This is a genomic window from Thalassobaculum litoreum DSM 18839, from assembly GCF_900102465.1.
In the GTDB taxonomy this organism is placed as follows: Bacteria; Pseudomonadota; Alphaproteobacteria; order Thalassobaculales; family Thalassobaculaceae; genus Thalassobaculum; species Thalassobaculum litoreum.
The window spans coordinates 60,465-78,959 of sequence record NZ_FNBW01000001.1 but is presented as its reverse complement, the minus strand read 5'-3'; the positions used below and the strand labels follow the sequence as shown (position 1 = coordinate 78,959).

The following is an 18,495-nucleotide window of genomic DNA, read 5'->3' as shown; positions in this document are numbered from 1 at the left end:
GGTAAACCGATGAGCTGAATATTTATTGCTTCATACGCCTTACACTTGGGGGAAGAGGCGTTGTCAGACGAAGATCGGCGTCCGGTCAAAGAAAGACGCCATCTGACGGTCATGTTCGTCGACCTGGTGGGCTCCACCGGGTTGGTCGACGAGCTCGATCCGGAAGATGCCCAGAACGTCTTCGACGCGTTCTCGGGGAAGTGCGCCCAGTTGATCAAGCAGTTCGGCGGCTACATCGCCCGCATCGAGGGCGACGGTATTCTCGCCTATTTCGGCTTTCCCTCCGCCCGCGAGGATGCCAGCGAGCAGGCCGTGCGCGCGGGTCTGGCGGTCGCCGAGGCCGTCGCCAGGATCCGCACGCCGATGGGCACCAGCCTCGCCTGCCGCACCGGCATCGCGTCCGGCTCCGTGCTTGTCGGCGAGGCCTATACCAGCAGCGGCTCGATCTTCTACGAGGTCATCGGACGCGCGCCCCATGTGGCCCGGCGCCTGCAGGAGCAGGTCGAACCCGGCGAAGTGGCGATCTCCGACGCTGCCTATCGCAAGGCCGGCGGTTTCTTCGTCTGCGCGCCGAACCCGCCGATCCGGCTGAAGGGCTTCCGCAATCCGGAGATGTTCTGGCGGGTGCGCGGCCATCGCGAGCTGCCGCTGCGGTTCCTGGCCCGCGACGCGCTGCAGCGCTGCGCCTTCGTCGGCCGGACCGAGGAGCTGACCGTCCTGCACCGGCTGTGGGACGGGGCGCGGCTCGGCCAGGGGGCCGCGGTCGGCGTGGTCGGCCCGGCCGGCATCGGCAAGTCGCGGGTGATCTACGAGTTCGTCCATTCGGTGGCGGAGGACTCGCCGCACCTGGTGCTGATGCAGGGCAACACCCACCACCGCAACAGTCCGTGGCAGCCGCTGCGCGACGAACTTATCCGCCACCTGGATACCGCCACGCCGCCGGGCGGATCGCGGCTGGAAACCCTGACGCGCGAACTGGCCTCGTCGGCCAGCGCGCAGGAGTTCGAGGACGCCCAGGCGATCCTGCGCATCCTGGAGGACGGGCAGTCCGGTGTCGCCATCTCGCGTCCCGGCGAGGAGCGCGCCCGCGTCGTCGCTGCCCTGGTGCGGCGGCTGGAGGCGCTCGCCGGCCGGGCGCCGGTGATCGTGGTCATCGAGGACGTCCAGTGGCTCGACGACTCCTCCGCCGAGTGGCTGGAGGCGCTGTGCCGGGTGGTGGAGCGGCACCCGATCCAGGTGGTGCTGACCAGCCGGGAGACCCTGTCCGCCCGCCTCAAGCTCGACGTCACCGAGATCCAGCTCTCCGGCCTGACCCAGGAAGACGCGCGGGCGATGGTGGATCTGCTGATCTCGGAAAAGCCGTTCGCCCATCTCGACGCCCAGGCGGTGCTGGCGAAGGTCGGCGGCATTCCGCTGTTCATCGAGGAATACGTCACCCACCAGCTCGACCGGGTCGCCGCCCGCAAGGGGAACGGCGACGGCCGGGAGGTCGATCCGGACGACGCGCCGACCACGCTGATGGACCTGCTGAACGAGCGGATCGACGAGCTCGGCCCCGGCAAGGCCTTCATCCAGACCTGTGCGGTCTGCGGCGACGTGTTCGACCTGCGGCTGGTGGCACGGACGGTCGGGGTCGATGTCGATCACGCCATCGCCGTGATCTCCGATCTGGAATCCCGGGGCATCCTGACCGGCAGTGCCGCGGTCGGCGACGAGTTCCGGTTCCGCCACGCCCTGCTGCGCGACGCCGGCTATTCCAGCCTGCTGAAGGCGGATCGGGCGGCGCTGCACGGCCGGATCGCCCAGGCGATGGAGACCTATGCGGCGGAGGACGGGTTCGCCGCCTCGCCGGAAGTGCTCGCCTGGCATTTCTCCGAGGCCGACGAGGTCGAGAAATGCCTGACCTACCGTCTGGCGGCGGCGGAGAAGTTCAAGGGCCAGTACGCCGCGACGGAATCGATCCACCAGCTCGAACTCGCCGCCGCCGAGGCCGACGCCATGGAGGAAGGCGGCCGCCGCCGGGAATGGCTGGTGCGGATCTACAACCTGATCGGAGCGACCCGGAACATTTTCTACGGCTGGGGCGATCAGGTCGGCCAGGAGATGTTCGAGAAGGCCCTGTCCCTCACGGTCTCCAGCGACGACGGACGCTCGACCTTCGACGCGGTGCGCGGACTCTGGAACGCCAACATGATCCAGGGGAACTATCCGCTGGTCGAGGTTCTTACCCGCCAGCTCAGCGCCATCGCAGCACGGTCCAGAGACCCGATGATGCGGGTCGATGCGGCGAACGCCAACGGCGCCTATCGACTGTGGTCCGGCGGCTTCAAGGAAGCCAACGCGAGCTTTCAGGAGGCCCTGCGACTCTACGGTTCTGCGGGCATCAATCGAGCGATCGGGGCGCAAGGCACAGACCCCGGTGTTGTCGCTCTTTGTCTCAGCGCCTGGAATTTCTGGTTCTTAGGAGATCGAGAAGCCGCTTTCGAGACAATCAAGGCCGCCAAGCAGCGGTCTGAAAGGATGCAGCACGTCTTCGGTCTCGCGTACTCGCACAGTATCTGCGCATCGATGTGGCAGTGCGAGAGAAACCCTGAGCAGGCACTGGCGGAAGCGAACCAGTCAACACTCATCGCGAGCGAAAACAAGTCGGGCATGCGCTACTGGATTGACCGTGGCGGATTTCTCTCTGGTTGGGCGATTTCATTTTCTGGTGACAGGCAAGCTGGAATCACCCGGATTCGCAACTCGATCGACTCCTATAAGAGCAGCGGCGGCGGACAGCTCCTGCCCTATGCCCGAACGTTGTTGGCGGAATGTCTGCTGGCTTCCGACCTTCTTGCGGAGGCCGAAGCCGAACTCACCCAGGCAGGAGCGGACCTCCCGTCAGAGCACCCGTACTATTATGATTCGGAGCGCCTGCGTCTGCACGGTGAGGTGCTGATCCGACGCGGCTATGAGACCGAGGGTGCCGAGGCCCTAGCCTCCGCCTTGTCATCGGCCGAGGCCTTCGACTCTCCGCCCCTTCGAAAGGCGGTCCTCGAAACGCGGGCCCGCCTTCAACGACGTTGACTGGCTTCAAGCGACACGCGGCCACGCCTGGCCTTCCGCCCAGGCGACGAAGGCCCGCCAGGCCGATGTGTCATTGAAGGTGTAGCGCACGGTCTTCGGTTCCAAGAATTCGGCGGCCCGGTCCCGCATCATCGTCAGCAGGGTCTCCGCGTCCTCCGCTTTCACGTCGACGAGCTTTTCGGATACCTGCGCGGCCAGGGTATCGATATCCGCGCGATGACCGCCCCGCTCCAAAGCCCGCGCCGAAATCCGGGACACCGTCCGCTCGCGATATCCCAGGGCCTTTGCCGCGTCCCGATAGAGCGCCAGACTGGTCGGCTCCTCCAGTTTGTCGGCGGGAAAGGCCGCGAGCGTCGCCCGGATGCTGACCATGGCCAGGGTCAGCGGCCGATGGCCGAGTTCCAGCGGCCCATGGGTCACGGCCACCTCGTCGTCATCCTCCAACGCGCCGTCGCGAAACGCCTCGTAGACGCTGCCGACGCCTTCCATGCCGAAGCTTTCGAGCTCGGCCGCGCGCAGGGCGCCGATGCTGGAGGCACCGAGGATATGAACGCCCTGGGCCATGGCCCAGAGCACTTCCTTGTGCCAGACGGAGGGCACGGCATCGAAGAACCCGTCGATGATACCGATTGCCTTGGGGGACTCGCGCAGGGCGAGATACACGTCGCCCTGCCGCGCGGGACCGCGGAGAGACAGTTCCGGGAAGCGCTCCCGCGCGCCGGGCGCCAACGAGGGTCCGCCGAAGACGATCAGGGTCATGACGCCGCTCCCTGCTGCGGATCGATTCCGGCAGCGAGCAGCGCGCGTCGGCCGGGCCGATACAGGCGGGCGTTCGGATTGCCCTCCAGACCGGGCACGATCACCCGCGCCACCGGAATGTTGAACTCGGAGCGGGTGAGATCGACCACGATGACCTGATCCAGACCGATCGCCGAGAGCCGCTCGACCATCCGCTCGATCAGCGCCCGGGAACTGCGCGCCTGAAGGCTGGGAATGTCACCATAGGCCACCGGCGGCGGGGCCGACCGGGTTGCGGTCGCCGGCTCGACGACCGGCACCTCGTCCGGACGCTCGTCGTAATAGGTCGGGTCGATATCGTCGCGCACGCCCGCGATCATGGTGAGCCGACCCTGGGCCGCTTCCGAAAGGGCGCGGGACAGGGCGATATGGGCGAAGGGATGACATCCATGGCCGTCGAATCCGGTGACGGAGATGGGCATCCCGGTGGGCGGCGTCGGGATCCAGACGTTGAAGACCGGCACCCCGATCTCGGAGGTGAGGTTCCAGGCCCGAACCGGCACCTCGGCGGCGGCATAGCGGTCGAGCAGCGCCCGGCAATGGGGATCCGTCACCGTGGACAGATCCAGCTCGCACCGGTCTCGGTCTTCCCGGGATTTCAGCCGCCAGAGCGCCAGGCAGTCGCGCTCGATCACCTCGCTGAGGCCGTGGCAGATCGCCTCTTCTATCGTATTGCCAGAGGCCAGCCCGTTGGAGGTACAGAGAAAATAGCCGCTGCCCTCGGGGAAGGGCGTGCGGAAATCCGTATGGACCGCCTCATAGGGTACCCAGACCGGATCGCCGGAGGTCAGGTCGTAGCCCTGGGTCCACAGCAGCCGAGCCGTCGCCGTCAGATCCTTGCGGGTCGACAGGGCCATCGCCGTGACATCCGCGACCGTCTCGCGGAACCGCAGCTCGTTGTAGGAGCCTAGAAGCAGCGGCGCCAGGATATGCTCGGCATGATGGATCTCGACCGCCTCCATCAGGCCCGAAGCCTTGGCGGCATCCAGGGAGGCGCCCTTGCCCTGAGACACCGAGACGGAGCGGGCGTTCGGGCGGGTGACCATCACCACCGGGATGCCGATGGTGTCGAGGCCGGTCACGTTGGCAACGCGCGTGATGCCGAAGACAGGCAGCAACGGCATCACGCGATCGATCGTTTCGCGCGGTGAACAGGCACGCGTGGTGCCCTCGATTTCGGCGAATGCTATCGGGGCAGCGTCGTTCACCGCTCCCTCCCATCCTCAAAATATGAGGAAGTTGTCCCGTGTTAAGGAACCGATCGGGCTCAGGCCCCGTCGATACCTTCCATGCAGTTGAAGCTGTCGCTGCGGTCGGCGGTGCCGTCGCTGCGCAGCACGAAGGCCTTGTTCGGGAACTGCGCGCCCGCCTTGTTCAGGACCTTCTCGAAATTCGGGTTGCTGTCCAGCCGGTCGAGCAACCGGGCCTTCTTGATCTCGTACCAGTCGCCGTTATCGGCCTGGTAGAAGACACCCACATTCCACACATCGTCGGCCATCGCCCCACTCCTTGAAAATTGCGCACATCGCGGGCCGAAGACTAACACCAACCGGCCCATAGGCTTCACCCATTAGCTGTGTGAGAATTCACACTGACGCCAAGCATGCGCAAGAAAAAGCTGTCGGAGTTCACCAGTAATCTGGCCGGGGGGTTGGGAGCGTGGAAGTCTCGTCGATTGTGGCGCCGAATGCCGATGTGTTCGCGGGCGCCACGCTTAGTCCAACGGCGGTTCCCTGCCCCTGGCCGGCGGCCTCTTCCCCGGCGGCCCCCTCCCCGGCGGCCGGCATGGCCCTGTCGCCGGAGATCGCCGCCGGGTCGTGGTATCTGCTGGCCCTGGCCGAGGACGGATCGCCCGCCCATCAGGGCACGCTGCGGATTTCGCTGGAGGACGGCCGGCTCTGCGTCTCAGGCGACCTGTACCGGGCCCCGCCCGGGATCTCCGCCGCCGACCTGCCCCACCACGGCGAGCGGCTGACGGTCTACGACAGCTGGTTCTGCCAGCCGAACCGCAGCGACTATGCCTGCCACTTCCGCGCCATGGGCGGCGGGCTGGCGGGAAACACCCTGACCGTGCAGACCCGGGTCTTCGCCTGGCAGCCGGCGGTCGGCAGCGCCGCCAGCAACCGGGTCGGCGATTTCGGAAGTTTCGCCGATTGCGTGATGACGCTCGGCCTCCAGCCCTCCCACCATCATCACGCGGCCGCCGCCCCCGCTCCGGTTCTGGCCGGATCGATCCTCTGTGACGGCCGGCCCCACGCGCTGTGGGCGGTCAAGGCCTCGGCCTATCCGCGCGGCATGCGGCTGGTGGTGCATGAGATGGAGGGCCGGCCCTGGCCGGAGGATGAGACCCACAACGCCCGAACCCTGGTGGACATCTACCGCAAGGCCGGCATCGACCTGCACGTGATCCGCCCCCCCGAGAAGCTCCCGGCGGACGACAGCCTGATCCGCAGCGAGCTCGACACGATGCTGGCCGACCAGGTCAATCGTTATGCCGCCGGGCCGCTCTGGATCCAGCACGTGTTCCTGGTGTCCTCGCTGAACTGGTCGGGCCTGGACGGCACCGGCCAGTTCGGCAACATCGCCGGGCTGATGTTCGACAATATCGACCGCCATCGTCAGGGGGCCGCGGTGTTCCTCGATGCCGACCTGGCCAGTTCGGTGGACGAGCTGAACACCCGGATCGACCAGAGCGTCCGCGGCCTGCCGATCGGCCGCTCGGCCCAGGTGACCCTGCGCACCATGGCGCACGAGATGGGACACACGCTGGGGCTGCGCCATTCGCCGGTCGACCGGGCGCAGAATTGCGGGATCATGAACCAGATCCAGGAGCTGCTGCGGATCGTCGACCCGGCGACCGGACCGCTGTTCCCGGCGATCTCCCGGCTGGAGTTCGACGCGGTCGACAGCCGCAACCTGAGCCACCGGCCGGACCCGGAGGTCTGCCCCGGCTGGGGCAACTGGAGCGTGCCGCCCAAGGGGATCGAGATCGGCCTGCAGCCGGATACCGGTCGCACGCCCGGCTTCAAGACCGACCCGGTGCTCGACATCCGGGTATCGGTGCGCCCGGCCAACGAGCTGGCCGCCGAGGACGCGCCCGCCTCGATCAAGCGCAGCTTCGACCTGGGCGAGCCGGTCTTCCTGGAGATGACCCTGCGCAACATCACCGACGCGCCGATCACGGTGCCGGCGTCGGTCACCCTCACCGACGGGCTGACCGAGGTGGCCGTGATGGACCCGGGGGCGGAACGGCGGCGGCTGATCGGTGCGGCCCAGACCCTGTGCGACGGCACCGAAATGGTCAGCCTCGCCCCGGGTGCGCGGCACCGGCATATCCTGCAGTTGCACAGCAGCGGCGACGATCCGGTCTTCACCAAGGTGGGCGACCATGTGGTGGAACTGGCGGTGAACACCCGCGAGCGCGGCTGGATCGAGGGTCCCTCGGTCACGGTGACCGTAAGGGCCGATCCGCCGCTCAGCCGCAGTACCTCGCGCATCACCGCCCGCCGCCCGTTCTGCGACGCCATGGCCCTGGGCTATCTGGCGAGCTATCGCGGGATCGAGGATACCGACATTCTGCTGCGGCAGCCGGCCTATCCGCTGGGTGCGCGGCTCGCCGCCGGCCTGCTGCAGATCGCGACCTTCGCCGCGTCACCGGCCACCGGCAAGACCCGCATGTCGCCGATGCAGCCGAACGCCAAGCGGGTGCAGTCGGCGATCACGGCTCTGAAGCAGACTGGCGTCACCCGGGAGGCGGTGATCGCCATCGCCGACGCGATCAACCCCCTGACGGACAGCCGCTCCGCCATTGCCAAGGCGATTGTGGAGAACTGGTAGCGCCGGTCAGATGTTGGTGATCATCGCCCGCAGCCGCTCGATATCCAGAATCTCGAGAACCTGACGGGATTTCTTGATCAGTCCCTCGCTCTCCAGATAGGCGAGCTCGCGCGAGACCGCCTCGCGGTGGGTGCTGATCCGGTTGGCGATTTCCAGATGGGTCGGCGGGCTCTTGATCCGGCGAACGCCGCCCGCCTCTTCCGGTGCGTCGCCCGCCATGCGCACCAATTCGGCGTGGATGCGGTTGTTCACCGCCAGGGTACTGAACTCGAACACCCGGTCGCTCAGGCTGCGGACCTGCTGCACCAGTTCCTTGATGAAGCGCATGGCGACGGCCGGATGCTCCTGGATCAGTGTCAGGAATTCCGACTGGCCGAGGACCGCGGTCTCGCAATCGGTGAGCGCCACGACGGTCGCCGAGCGTGGCCGGGCGTCGATCGCCGAGTACTCGCCGAACGTGGCCCCCTCGTCGAGGTCGCGGTACGAGACTTCCTTGCCGCTGGTCGAGAAGCGCTTGGCCCGCACCTTACCTGCGGTGAGGATGTACACCACGTTGGTCATATCCTGCTCGCCGACGATCTGGCGGCCCTTCTGGTATCGGCGCCAGTCGCACAGATCGGCGATCCGATCGAGCACGACATCGTCGAGATCGCTGAACAGATAGGCTTTCTTCAGCTTGACGGCGCGCGCGTTCATGGCCCCCACCAGCTCCCCATTGCGTCGGCAATAGCACCAGATGGCGGTCCCGAGAAATCCCAGGCCGCCGAGATGCATACAAAGTTAACTCATCCCGCGGTATCGAAACACCGTTTGAGTGCATCCGGCAACGGGGCCCGTCAGACGCCGATACAGAGGGATCGACCGACGGATACGGGGATCCGCCGACTGAGCGCGCGGACGGCCGTCTCTAGCGCACGGAAAAAGCAGAGAAATCAGGGTATCGAGACGGGAGCGCGACTGGAGGCGAACCAAATGCGCGCCAAGGCTCTGCCTCCCGGAGCAGCTCTTCGGACAGTGTCGCGACGGACCTCAGAGCGGGGCCGCGGCGGCTTTCGCAGTGGCGGCTGCGCCATCGCCATGCACCCGGACCTGGTTCTTTCCGTCCCGCTTCGCCCGATACAGGGCCTTGTCCGCCAGCGTGATCACCTGGGACAGACCCGCCCCATCGCGCGGATAGAAGCCGATACCGACGCTGGCGCCGATCCGCAGGGCCAGCGGTTTGCGGCCGTCGCTCCTGGACACCTGGAACGGCTCCGATATCTGGTCAACGATCCGCGCGGCGACCCGGCGGATCGGGCTGTCGATCGAGGACTCCGCCATGACCAGGAAGGCCAGGAATTCGTCACCCCCGCTGCGGACGAGAAAATCGCCCGCCCGCATGCACCCGCGCAGGCGACCGGCGACCTCCTGCAGGACGACATCGCCGGCATCGTGGCCGTGATTGTCGTTCACCTGCTTGAACCCATCGAGATCGATCGCCAGGACGGCATAGGCCCCCTCGGAGTGCTGCCGCAAGGCAATGAATTTTTCCAGGGACGCCCGGTTTCCGAGGTCGGTCAGCGGGTCGTTGAAGGCCTGGTCGGTCACGGCGTCCAGGTCCGTCTGCTTGGCGATCAGGGACCCGACCAGATCCGCGAACGCTTCGGAGAGCACTTCGATCTCGCGGGGGCCGCGGATCTTCGGAAAGGCCGCCGTCTGATCCTGCCGCAGGGCGTGCGCGGCCCGGGAAAGGGCCTTTACCGGACCGGCGATGCGGCTGGAGATGACCCAGCCCAGGGCGGCGGCGAGGGCGGCGAAGACCAGCCCGATCGCCGCGATCCGCGTGGCCAGATCGGTGATCGGCTGAAAGGCGACGGCCACCGGGCTGCGGGCCAGCACCACCCAGCCGAACCCTTCGAACCGCCCATGACCCCGTACTTCCGTGAACCCGGTCAGGTAGTCCTCGCCATCGGCCCAGGTCTCGATCGCCCAGCCGGTCCGTCCGGCCATCGCTTCGGTGATCGCCGGAAACGCCAGGGACTGACCGAGAAGACTCAGATCGGGACCGAGGAGAACGGTCCCATCCGCGGATACCACGAACAGGTCCACGTCACGGCGGCTGGCCGCCCCACTGAGCAGTGCCTGCTCGACCGATCTCACCCAGCTCCAGCTCAGGTGGGTGGCGAGGACACCGGCCGTTTCGCCGTCCGGGCCATAGATCGGCATGGCGATGTCGACGAACTTCATCGGCTCGCCGGTCGGATTTTCGATCAGCGACGCCAGCAGTACGGCGTCGTGGACGTCGCCGACGAACCGCTCCTTGATGCCTTCGATGAAGACCGGTCTGTGGCTGATATTGACGCCTTCCAGGACCCGGTCGGTCGCGGCTACCACCGTGCCGCCGGTGTCGAGTACACCGATCCAGGAGAACTCGGGGACCGATGTCTGCAGATGCTCGATCACCGACCGCGTCTGCGTCACGTCCTGAACGTCTCCGAGCGCCGGCAGACCTGCCAATACGTTGACTTCGGCAATTCGCACGGCCATTTCTCGGCTCAGGCGATCGGCCATCTCGGTGGAAAGGTCGCTCAGGCTGACGCCGATACGTTCCCGGATCTGGTCTGTCACGAGATCGCCGACCACAAGCGCAAGGGCCGCGGCGACGGCGATCGCCAGACCGAGGGTGGCGCCTATGATCTGGCCCTTGAGGGTCATCGGGTCGTCGGTCTCCTGGTCTGCCGATTGCGCTGGCGTGCGGCGGAGGCGACATATGGAAGCTGCCGCCTGGCACATACTTTGATATAAACCCTAAAACACCGTAAATTTTCATGCTCACTCGACGTCAAATGATAGCCTCTCTCGCTCTCGGGGCCCTTAGCGCCCGGGGAAAACAGGCGTTTGCGCGCTCTCGAAGCGATGAGAACCCCTATCAATGGACTGTCTTTTACGCAGAGGAGGCAGCGTTCGAAACGCTGCTCCCGTACGACCTGCTGATCTTCGATCGCACGGCGCATCCGCCGCTCGAGCCGCTCATCGATGCCGGCAAAACGGTGTTCGGATACATCAGCCTGGGTGAGATGAACCGGCAGCGCGACGTGTTCGCCCGGCTGCAGGACTGGGGAATTCTCGGCGAGGAGAACCCGAACTGGGAAGGCAGCTATTTCATCGATGTGCGCGATACCCGCTGGGTCGCTCTGGTGATCGAGGAGATGGTGCCGGCAATTCTGCGGCGCGGATTCCAGGGTCTTTTCCTCGATACGCTGGACAATCCGATCGAGCTTGAACGGCGCGATCCGGTGGCGAATGCCGGCATGACAAAGGCCTCTGCACGGCTGATCAAGGCCCTGAAGCTGCACTGGCCCGAGGTGCCGATCATCCTGAACCGGGGCTATGAATTGCTCGACCAGGTGGCGTTCGATATCGACCATGTCCTGGGCGAGTCGGTGTATGCCGACTATGATTTTTCTACCAAAACCTATCAGAAAGTTCCCGACCCACTCTATCGAGAGCAGGTCGAAATCCTGCAGCAGGCGCAGCGAAAGAACCCCGATCTCAGCGTCCTGAGCCTCGACTACTGGGATCCGGCCGACACCCGGACCATCGCCGAGATCTACCGCGTCCAGCGCGAAAACGGCTTCTCGCCCTATGTCGCGACGATAGATCTCGACCGCATCGTGCCGGAACCGACCGGCTGATGGTGCACCGCTTCGGCCTGGTCATCGCCCTGATCTGCGGGTGGTTGCTGCCGGCCCCGATCCACGCGCAGACAGACACCCGGCCCGCGCCGCAGGCGGATATTCAGCCCGCACCGCAGGCCGAGCATGTCCCGGTCCCCCGTACCGTCATCGCCCTGGTCGAGGGCGGTTCCGACTTCCGCCTGCGCGATACCCGCAGCCACGTCATGGCGACCATGCCGCTGGAGCAGCTCGGCCTGGTCGTGGAGTACTATCGCGCCGACCGGCCCCTGCCCGATCTGACCGGTCGTCCCGACGTGCGCGGGGTCTTCACCTGGCTGGCGGCAACCTCCCGGCCCGGTGCCGAACGCCTGCTGACCTGGTACGAGCGGGCCGTCGACCTGGGCAAGAAGCTGGTGGTTTTCGGCGAGCTGGGCGTGTCCGCCGACCCGGAGACCGGTCCCCTGCCGAGGCGGCGCATCAACCGGCTGATGGAACATCTGGGCGTGCATATGGGCGAGGGCTACGCGTCCTATACCGCCGGCACCGCCTACCGGGTCCGGGACCGGAACATCTGGGGCTTCGAGCACACCCCGCCGCTGCCGCCACCGTTCTCGGAATACACCATCGTCGACCCGCGGGTCACATCGCACCTGACCCTGGAATCGACCGGTCCCGAGCCGGTCCATGGCGACCTGATCGTCACCGGCCCCAATGGCGGCTTCGTCGCCCCTTTCTTCGCGGCCGAGATGGACCCGCCATCCAATATCCGCCGGTGGCTGGTCGATCCCTTCGCGTTCTTTCGGCTGGCCTTCGCCACGGACGACCTGCCGAAGCCGGATACCACCACCCTCGCCGGCCGCCGGATTTACTACGGTCACGTCGATGGCGACGGCTGGCGCAGCATCTCCGAGGTGAAGATCGACGACGAGCCCGCCAGTGCCGCCCGCGTGCTGCTGGAACGGGTGGTCGAACGCTTCCCCGACCTGCCCGTCACGATCGCGCCGATCGCTGCCGAGCTCGACCCGGACTGGGTCGACGATACCGAAGCCCGGCGCGTCACCCGGGCGTTCTTCGAGCTGCCGCATGTGGAGGCCGGCTCCCACACCTACAGCCACCCGTTCCGCTGGGCCTTCTTCGAGCACTATGATCGGGCGGTCGAGCAGGAGATCGTGCGGCGGAACGGCACCGATCACGATATCCACGCGGGCTATGCCCGGCTTGCGGACGAGCAGGACGCCGCCGGCGTCGACGAGACCAAGCTGGATATCGGCAAGTACAGCCTGCCCCGGGCATTCTTCGCCGAACCGTTCGACCTGCAGCTGGAGATCGACGGGTCGCTCGACCGTATCGCCGAGGTCGGCGGCCAGAGTGTGAAGGTGGTGCAGTGGTCGGGGGACACCTCGCCCTTCGAGGCGGCCCTGGCGGCGACCCGCGAGGCCGGCGTGCCAAATATCAACGGCGGCGACACGCGGTTCGACAGCGACTACCGCTCCTACGGTTTCGTCGCGCCGATCGGCATCCCCGTCGGCGCCGAGCGGCAGATCTACGCCTCGATGAGCAACGAGAACACCTATACCGATCTCTGGACCGGCCGGTTCTTCGCCTATCGCCATGTGCTGCAGACGATCCGGAACACCGGACTGCCGATCCGGGTCAAGCCGATCAACCTGTACTATCACAGCTACGCGGCGGAGAAGCTGGCCTCGACCAATGCCCTGCTGCAGGTGCATGAGTCGATGCGCGGCCGGGAGATCGCCCCGGTCACCACCTCCCACTTCGCCCGGATCGCCGGCGGTTTCTATACCACCCGGCTGATCCCCCTGGGCCCGCGGCGCTGGCGGGTGGAGGAACGCGGCGCGCTGCAGACCCTGCGCTTCGACCGCGCGACCCGCACGGCGGTCGACTTCGCCGCCTCCTCCGGCGTGCTCGGCGCCCGTCCGGCCCATGGCAGCCTGTACGTGGCGCTCGATCCGGAGGTCGCCGCGCCGGTAGTGGCCCTCACCGACCGCGGCCACCCGCTCGACCCGGATCCGGCGCCGCATCCCTATCTGTTCGACAGCCGCTGGCCGGCCTATGCGCTGACGGTCGACGGCGACGCGGCGACCGTCTCGGCCCGGGGATTCGGTGCCCTGTCGATGACGTGGATCGTGCCCCGGACCGGCACCTGGCGGGTCCGCGTCAGCCAGGACGGCGACACGGTCTGGAGCGAGACCGTCGAGATCGACGGGGACCGGCGGCTGTCGATCGCACCGGGTGACGCCGCCGAGGCGACGGCCGAAGCCAGGATCCGGATCGAGCGGATCGGCGACTGATGCGCCAGTTCGCGATCATCACCGCCTTCGTCGTGGTCGTGGCGTTGGCGCTGAGCTTCCTGCTGCTGCCGAGCCAGAAGGAACTCGGCACCATGCTGCTGCGCGACCGCGAGTACGAGGAATCGCGCAGATACTTCGAGGAACAGATCGCCGCCGGCGATCGCTCGCCCCAGGTGGTGACCGGGCTGCTGGAGATCTACATCCGCAACGGCGATGTCGATCAGGCGATCGCTCTCGTCGGCAGCTACGAGGAGGCGATCGGCACCGGGCCGGACATCCTGCGGCGCCTGGCCGAGCTGTACCGCCAGGACCGCCGTTTCGGTCTGTACCTGCAAACCCTCGAGCGTCTGACGGCCATCGAACCGACGGCGGAGCGGATCGGCGACCTGGCCGACGCCTATTACAAGGCCGGCAGGACCGAGAAGCAGGTCTCGGCGCTCAAATGGCTGCGCTCGACCGGTTCCGCCCCGGTGGATCGCCAGGTGGAGCTGGCCGAGCTGCAGATCGCCACCGGGGCCTATGAGGCCGCGGCCGACAGCCTGACCCGGCTCCTCGACGCCTCCCCGGACGCGCTCAGCGCCTCCTACAAGCTGCAGCTCTTCGACCTCGCCCTGCACCTCGGCGACCGGGACCGCGCCGTCCATGTCGCGGACCGGACGCTCACGCCGGACGCCCCGGGCAGCCTGGCCGTCTCCTTCGCCGACACCGCACTCTACCGCCACGCGCCGGAGCTCGGTCTGCGGCTGCTGCACGCGCACCGGGAACTGGAAGCCAGCGATCCGGACTGGCGCCGGCTGCATGCCAACGGATTGCGGGCGGTCGGCCGGGACGACGAAGCCTGGGCGGAACTGAAGGGCTGGTGGCAGGAGGACATGCTGCCGCCGGCCAGCGCCGGCAGCCTGGTCGAACTCGCCATCCGGCGCGCCGAGCTGACCCTCGCCCTCGACGCTTTCTCCCATTTCGGCCTGGAACAGGTCGGCTCCGAGATCGCCCTGTCGCTGGTCGGCGAGCTGCACCGCGCGGGCCGAGCCGACGCCGTGGACGCGATGCTCGCCACCCTGGGGCCGGATGCCCTCGACGCCGATCCGATCCTGGGGGCGGAGATCATGATGGGGCGCGGCGACATGGCCGCTGCCGGGCGCTTCGCCGACCTCGCCCTGGCGCGGAGCACGGCCACGATGGGCGAGCGGCTGGCGCTGGCCAGCGTCCTGGCCCGGCTGGAGCGCGCCGACGAGGCCTTCGACCTGCTGCACCCCTACATCGCCGAACCGGCCCTGCCGGTCGAGGGCGCGCTGCTTCTGGCCGAGCTCTACGTCCGCCTGGACCGGGCGGAGGACGGGTTCTGGGATGTGGCGGCCCTGCTCGCCCAGCGCAGCTCGCCGCGTCTGCGGGCGATTTGGGCGCAGCTCGCGCTGGCGACCGGACGAACCACCCTGGTGGCCGAATGGCTGGAGCGCGAGCCGACCCTGGATCCGAGGACGGCGATCGACATCTACTTCCTGGCCGAAGGACGCCAGGCCTGGGACGCGGCGGTCCCCGCGGCGCGCCGGCTCACCGCCCTGGAACCCGGAAACGAGTCCGCCCAACGCCTGGCCTATGCCCTGTTCCAGAACGGCGAGGCCGAGGCCGCGCTCGACGCCCTGCGGCCCCTGATCCCCGACAATCCGGATGCCGAGCCTCTGTATGCCGACATTCTCGGCGCCCTCGGCCGTACCGACGAGTTGGTCGACCTCTGGACCCGACAGATGGGCCGGCCCGGCCTGAGCGACGAGGACCGGGAGGGCCTGGTCTACAACCTGCTGCAGGTCGGTGCCGATGCCGCCGCCTGGGATCAGCTTCTGGCACTGGTGGAGAGCCAAGGTGGCGGCTGGTGGTATACGGCAGCCGCCGCAGCCAAGCGTCTTGGGCGGGTCGAGGCCTTTGCCGAGGTCGCCCGCAGCAGCCTTCAGGACGTCGACCCGGCGTCCGAGGAGGCGACGGCCATCGTCTATGCCGTGGCCGATGCCGACCGGGACGCCTCGGTCCCGCTGTTCCGCAGCCTGGCCGAGCGCGCGCCGGCGCAATGGGACCCGGCCTATATGGGCGTGCTGCGCGACCTCGGGCGCCGCCAGGAGCTGATCGCCTGGACCACCGACCGGCTGGCGCAGACGCGGGATCCCGAGACCGCCCTGTCGCTCGCCTATGGCCTCGCCGAGATGGATCCGGCCGCCGCTGCCAAGGCGGTGGCACCGCGGGCGGAGAGCAGCCGCGCCTTCGCCGATCTCTATGCCGACCTGCTGCGCCGCGCGGGCCAGCGGGACAAGGCGCTCGCCTTCGAGCTGGCCCTGGCACAGAGCGGCCGCTTCGGCGCGGACTACACCCGCGAGGCCGCCTTCCGGGCGCTGGAGTCCGGCGACCGGGCGACCGCCGAACGCCTGTTCCGCCGGGTCGCCGCCGATGCGCCGCCGGACAGCGACAGCGTGCGCCAGCTGTTCTATCTCTGGGGCCCGCGACCCCGCCCCGAGGCGCTCGACTGGATCGAGGACCGGGCGCGCCGGGCCACCGGAGAGGACCGCGACGCCTGGCTCGACACGCTGATCGAGATGCGCGCCGGCAAGCGGGTCGCCGCCATCATCGGCGGCCTCGACGGCGCCACGACCGACCGCGAGCTGCTGCATCTCGTCAACGCCTATGCCCAGATCGACGACAGGCAGGGGGAGAGCCGCCAGAAACTGCGCGACGCCATGCTCCAGGCGATCGCCCGGATCGAGCAGCCGGAACGGCTGCGCGGCCTCGCCCGGATCGCCGAGAACACCCGCGACCGCGCCCTGATCACCGCCGCCTGGCGGGCGGTGCTGGCGGCGGCACCGGCAGATCCGGAGGCGCAGCGCACCCTCGGCCTCATCGCCTATGACGAGGGGCGGCTGATCGATGCCGAGCGTCTGCTGGGCGCCTACCTGGCCAATGGCGAGGGGGACTACGAGGCCAATTACTACTATGCCGACACCCTGGCGCGCACCGACCGCACCGCCCAGGCGATGCCGTTCTACCGCCGCGCCCATGCCCAGCTTACGCAGATCGAACCCCGCGATTTCACACAGGAGGTCGCACGGGCTAATCTGCTGCGCCGGCTGGGCCGCACCGCCGAGGCAGTGGCGTTGATGGACAAACTGGTGCGGCAGCGACCGGAGGATGAAGGATTGCGTGCCGACTTCGCCGACCTGCTGATCGAGTCCGGGGACCTCCGGCGCGCCCGCTCGATTCTGAAGCTGAAGTGAGCGGCGTATGCGCCTTCTCCTCGCCCTGACCGCCTCGGCCCTGGTCTGGAGCCTGCTCCAGGCGCCGGCCGCGCACGCACAGGTGCCGGTGACGCTGCAGGCCAATCCGGGCAACGGGACCGCGCTCGACCTGGTGATCCGCGGGGCCGCGCCCCAGGACACCGAGCTGGACGGCCGGGAGGTGGTGCTGCGCTTCGCCGGACCCATCGATCCGCGCGAGGTCGAGGCGGCCGCCCAGGACGGTGCCGCCTGGATCGAGACCATCGAGTACGGCTACGATTCCCTGCTGATTCGCTTCGCCGAGGGGGTCGAGGTGCTGGTCGAGCCGGCGGCCGACGGGGTCACCCTGTTCGCCAGCCGGCCCGCCATCGAGGCAGCCCCCGCCGCCGAGACGCAGACCGATCCCCAACGCATCCGCCTCGACTACTATCGCGCGCTGGCGCAGATCGAGTCAGGCGCGGTGGCGGACGGGCGGGCGATCCTGGTCAGTCTGTTGCGCGCCGATCCGCGCAACATCGAGGTCATGCTGCTGCTGGCCCGGGCGGAGGAGCAGCTCGGACGGCCGCGCCATGCGGTGGCGCTGTACGACCGGGCGCTGGCGCTCGACCCGAACCTTCCCGGCGCGATCCGCGACCGCCAGCGCCTGGCCCGCGACCTGGCCGACACCGCCCGCATCGCCACCCGCTACCAGGACGTGGAGAACGGCGAGACCCAGATCATCACCGCGGTCGACGGACAGGTCTCCAGCGGCGAAGGGCTCAGCCTGGCGTACCGGCTGGAGAATCGGCACATGGTGGCGGGACAGGTCACCCGGCGCGACGGCAGCGTCGAGCGCTTCGAGGGCGACCGCCAGCGCGCCTCCCTCACCCTCACCCCGCCGCGCACCGGCAACCTGCAGGTCGCCGGCAACCTCTACGCCTCCAACTACGTCGCCGGCGCCGGGGTTGCGCTCGACCTGGACGCGGGCACCAGCCGGATGGGGCTGGAGGCGCGCTGGTCGGAGCCGGACTTCAACTTCGTGGAAGGCATCGTCTCCGGCGGCGCCCGCGACCGGGTCGCGGTCGACTGGCAGTGGCAGGCGGCCGAGGTCTACGAATTCACCGCCGGCACCGCGCTGAACCGCTACAGCCTGGAGGGCGACCATGCCGGCACCGGCGCCGAGTTCGTGCTGGAAGCCCGCCGTCGGCTGCCGGAGCACTGGCCGCTGTCGACGGTCGGCTACCGCTTCGACGCCGAATACATCCTCAATTCCCAGACCAATCCGGCCAGCGGCGCCGACCTGCTGCCGCTCAGTTCGCGCGAGGGTCACACGGTGGATGCCACGGCCGAGCGCGACCTGGGTCCGTATATCCGCGCCCAGGGCCTCGCCGGCTACACCTACGACCGGCTGAACGGCGGCGGTCCGCTGGCCGAGGTCAACCTGATCTACGAGCCGCTGGTCGATCTGGAGATAAGTACTACCCTCGGGACAAGTCTCAACGAATCCCGGGGCACCGAGAACCAGCTCTTCTACGGAGGGCTGTCCCTGAGAACCCGGTTCTGACCGCGTCCGGCGCGGCACAGAGG

The 18,495-nt window shown here is 68.0% G+C and carries 11 protein-coding genes; 6 read left to right on the top strand and 5 right to left on the bottom strand.

The annotated features are described in order from the left end of the window. The first annotated feature begins 60 nt into the window (after positions 1–60). Complete coding sequence (locus BLS34_RS00300; RefSeq protein ID WP_093147333.1) at positions 61–3,069, top strand: ATP-binding protein; 3,009 nt, start codon at positions 61–63, stop codon at positions 3,067–3,069. 6 nt (positions 3,070–3,075) lie between these two features. On the opposite strand, the gene BLS34_RS00295 is transcribed toward BLS34_RS00300, so the two are convergent. The 3 genes from BLS34_RS00295 to BLS34_RS00285 are packed head-to-tail and all read right to left on the bottom strand — an operon-like array spanning position 3,076 to position 5,365. Beyond that, positions 3,076–3,828, bottom strand: coding sequence for a TfuA-like protein (locus BLS34_RS00295; protein WP_093147330.1), 753 nt, complete (start codon positions 3,826–3,828; stop codon positions 3,076–3,078). Next, positions 3,825–5,075 (bottom strand): YcaO-like family protein, encoded by a 1,251-nt coding sequence (locus BLS34_RS00290; protein ID WP_215906009.1) that lies wholly within the window; start codon positions 5,073–5,075, stop codon positions 3,825–3,827. The genes BLS34_RS00295 and BLS34_RS00290 overlap by 4 nt, the downstream gene beginning before the upstream one ends. Before the next feature lie 59 nt (positions 5,076–5,134). Further along, a complete protein-coding gene (locus BLS34_RS00285; protein WP_028792999.1) occupies positions 5,135–5,365 on the bottom strand; it encodes a hypothetical protein in 231 nt (76 codons plus the stop codon). Positions 5,366–5,652: 287 nt separating this feature from the next. Here BLS34_RS00285 and BLS34_RS00280 point away from each other — a divergent pair, with 287 nt between their 5' ends. Further along, a complete protein-coding gene (locus tag BLS34_RS00280; protein ID WP_093147328.1) occupies positions 5,653–7,704 on the top strand; it encodes a hypothetical protein in 2,052 nt (683 codons plus the stop codon). Positions 7,705–7,710: 6 nt separating this feature from the next. Here the strand turns inward: BLS34_RS00280 and BLS34_RS00275 are convergent, their stop codons facing one another. Both BLS34_RS00275 and BLS34_RS00270 read right to left on the bottom strand, forming a co-directional pair. Next, positions 7,711–8,400 carry a Crp/Fnr family transcriptional regulator gene (locus tag BLS34_RS00275; protein WP_051243774.1) on the bottom strand — a complete coding sequence of 230 codons (690 nt, stop codon included), beginning with the start codon at positions 8,398–8,400 and terminating at the stop codon, positions 7,711–7,713. 333 nt (positions 8,401–8,733) lie between these two features. After that, positions 8,734–10,398 (bottom strand): sensor domain-containing diguanylate cyclase, encoded by a 1,665-nt coding sequence (locus tag BLS34_RS00270; protein ID WP_175474051.1) that lies wholly within the window; start codon positions 10,396–10,398, stop codon positions 8,734–8,736. Between the two features lie 113 nt (positions 10,399–10,511). On the opposite strand from BLS34_RS00270, the gene BLS34_RS00265 reads away from it, so the two are divergent. From BLS34_RS00265 to BLS34_RS00250, 4 genes are read left to right on the top strand one after another with little or no spacing between them, the layout of a single operon-like run. Further along, positions 10,512–11,378, top strand: coding sequence for a glycoside hydrolase family 191 protein (locus tag BLS34_RS00265; protein ID WP_028792996.1), 867 nt, complete (start codon positions 10,512–10,514; stop codon positions 11,376–11,378). Next, the gene (locus tag BLS34_RS00260; RefSeq protein ID WP_093147321.1) at positions 11,378–13,672 is read left to right on the top strand and encodes a polysaccharide deacetylase family protein; all 2,295 of its coding nucleotides are present in this window, start codon (positions 11,378–11,380) and stop codon (positions 13,670–13,672) included. Before BLS34_RS00265 ends, BLS34_RS00260 begins: the two co-directional genes overlap by 1 nt. Beyond that, positions 13,672–16,929, top strand: a complete 3,258-nt coding sequence (locus BLS34_RS00255; RefSeq protein WP_093147319.1) for a tetratricopeptide repeat protein — start codon at positions 13,672–13,674, stop codon at positions 16,927–16,929. Before BLS34_RS00260 ends, BLS34_RS00255 begins: the two co-directional genes overlap by 1 nt. A 7-nt stretch (positions 16,930–16,936) precedes the next feature. Beyond that, positions 16,937–18,472 carry a tetratricopeptide repeat protein gene (locus BLS34_RS00250; RefSeq protein WP_028792995.1) on the top strand — a complete coding sequence of 512 codons (1,536 nt, stop codon included), beginning with the start codon at positions 16,937–16,939 and terminating at the stop codon, positions 18,470–18,472. The last annotated feature ends 23 nt before the right edge of the window (positions 18,473–18,495 follow it).

Excerpts from the sequence above, each read along its gene's own strand:
- BLS34_RS00295 (WP_093147330.1), bottom strand. The coding sequence starts at position 3,828 with ATGACCCTGATCGTCTTCGGCGGACCCTCGTTGGCGCCCGGCGCGCGG.
- BLS34_RS00285 (WP_028792999.1), bottom strand. The coding sequence starts at position 5,365 with ATGGCCGACGATGTGTGGAATGTGGGTGTCTTCTACCAGGCCGATAAC.
- BLS34_RS00280 (WP_093147328.1), top strand. The coding sequence starts at position 5,653 with ATGGCCCTGTCGCCGGAGATCGCCGCCGGGTCGTGGTATCTGCTGGCC.
- BLS34_RS00275 (WP_051243774.1), bottom strand. The coding sequence starts at position 8,400 with ATGAACGCGCGCGCCGTCAAGCTGAAGAAAGCCTATCTGTTCAGCGAT.
- BLS34_RS00270 (WP_175474051.1), bottom strand. The coding sequence starts at position 10,398 with ATGACCCTCAAGGGCCAGATCATAGGCGCCACCCTCGGTCTGGCGATC.
- BLS34_RS00265 (WP_028792996.1), top strand. The coding sequence starts at position 10,512 with ATGCTCACTCGACGTCAAATGATAGCCTCTCTCGCTCTCGGGGCCCTT.
- BLS34_RS00260 (WP_093147321.1), top strand. The coding sequence starts at position 11,378 with ATGGTGCACCGCTTCGGCCTGGTCATCGCCCTGATCTGCGGGTGGTTG.
- BLS34_RS00255 (WP_093147319.1), top strand. The coding sequence starts at position 13,672 with ATGCGCCAGTTCGCGATCATCACCGCCTTCGTCGTGGTCGTGGCGTTG.
- BLS34_RS00250 (WP_028792995.1), top strand. The coding sequence starts at position 16,937 with ATGCGCCTTCTCCTCGCCCTGACCGCCTCGGCCCTGGTCTGGAGCCTG.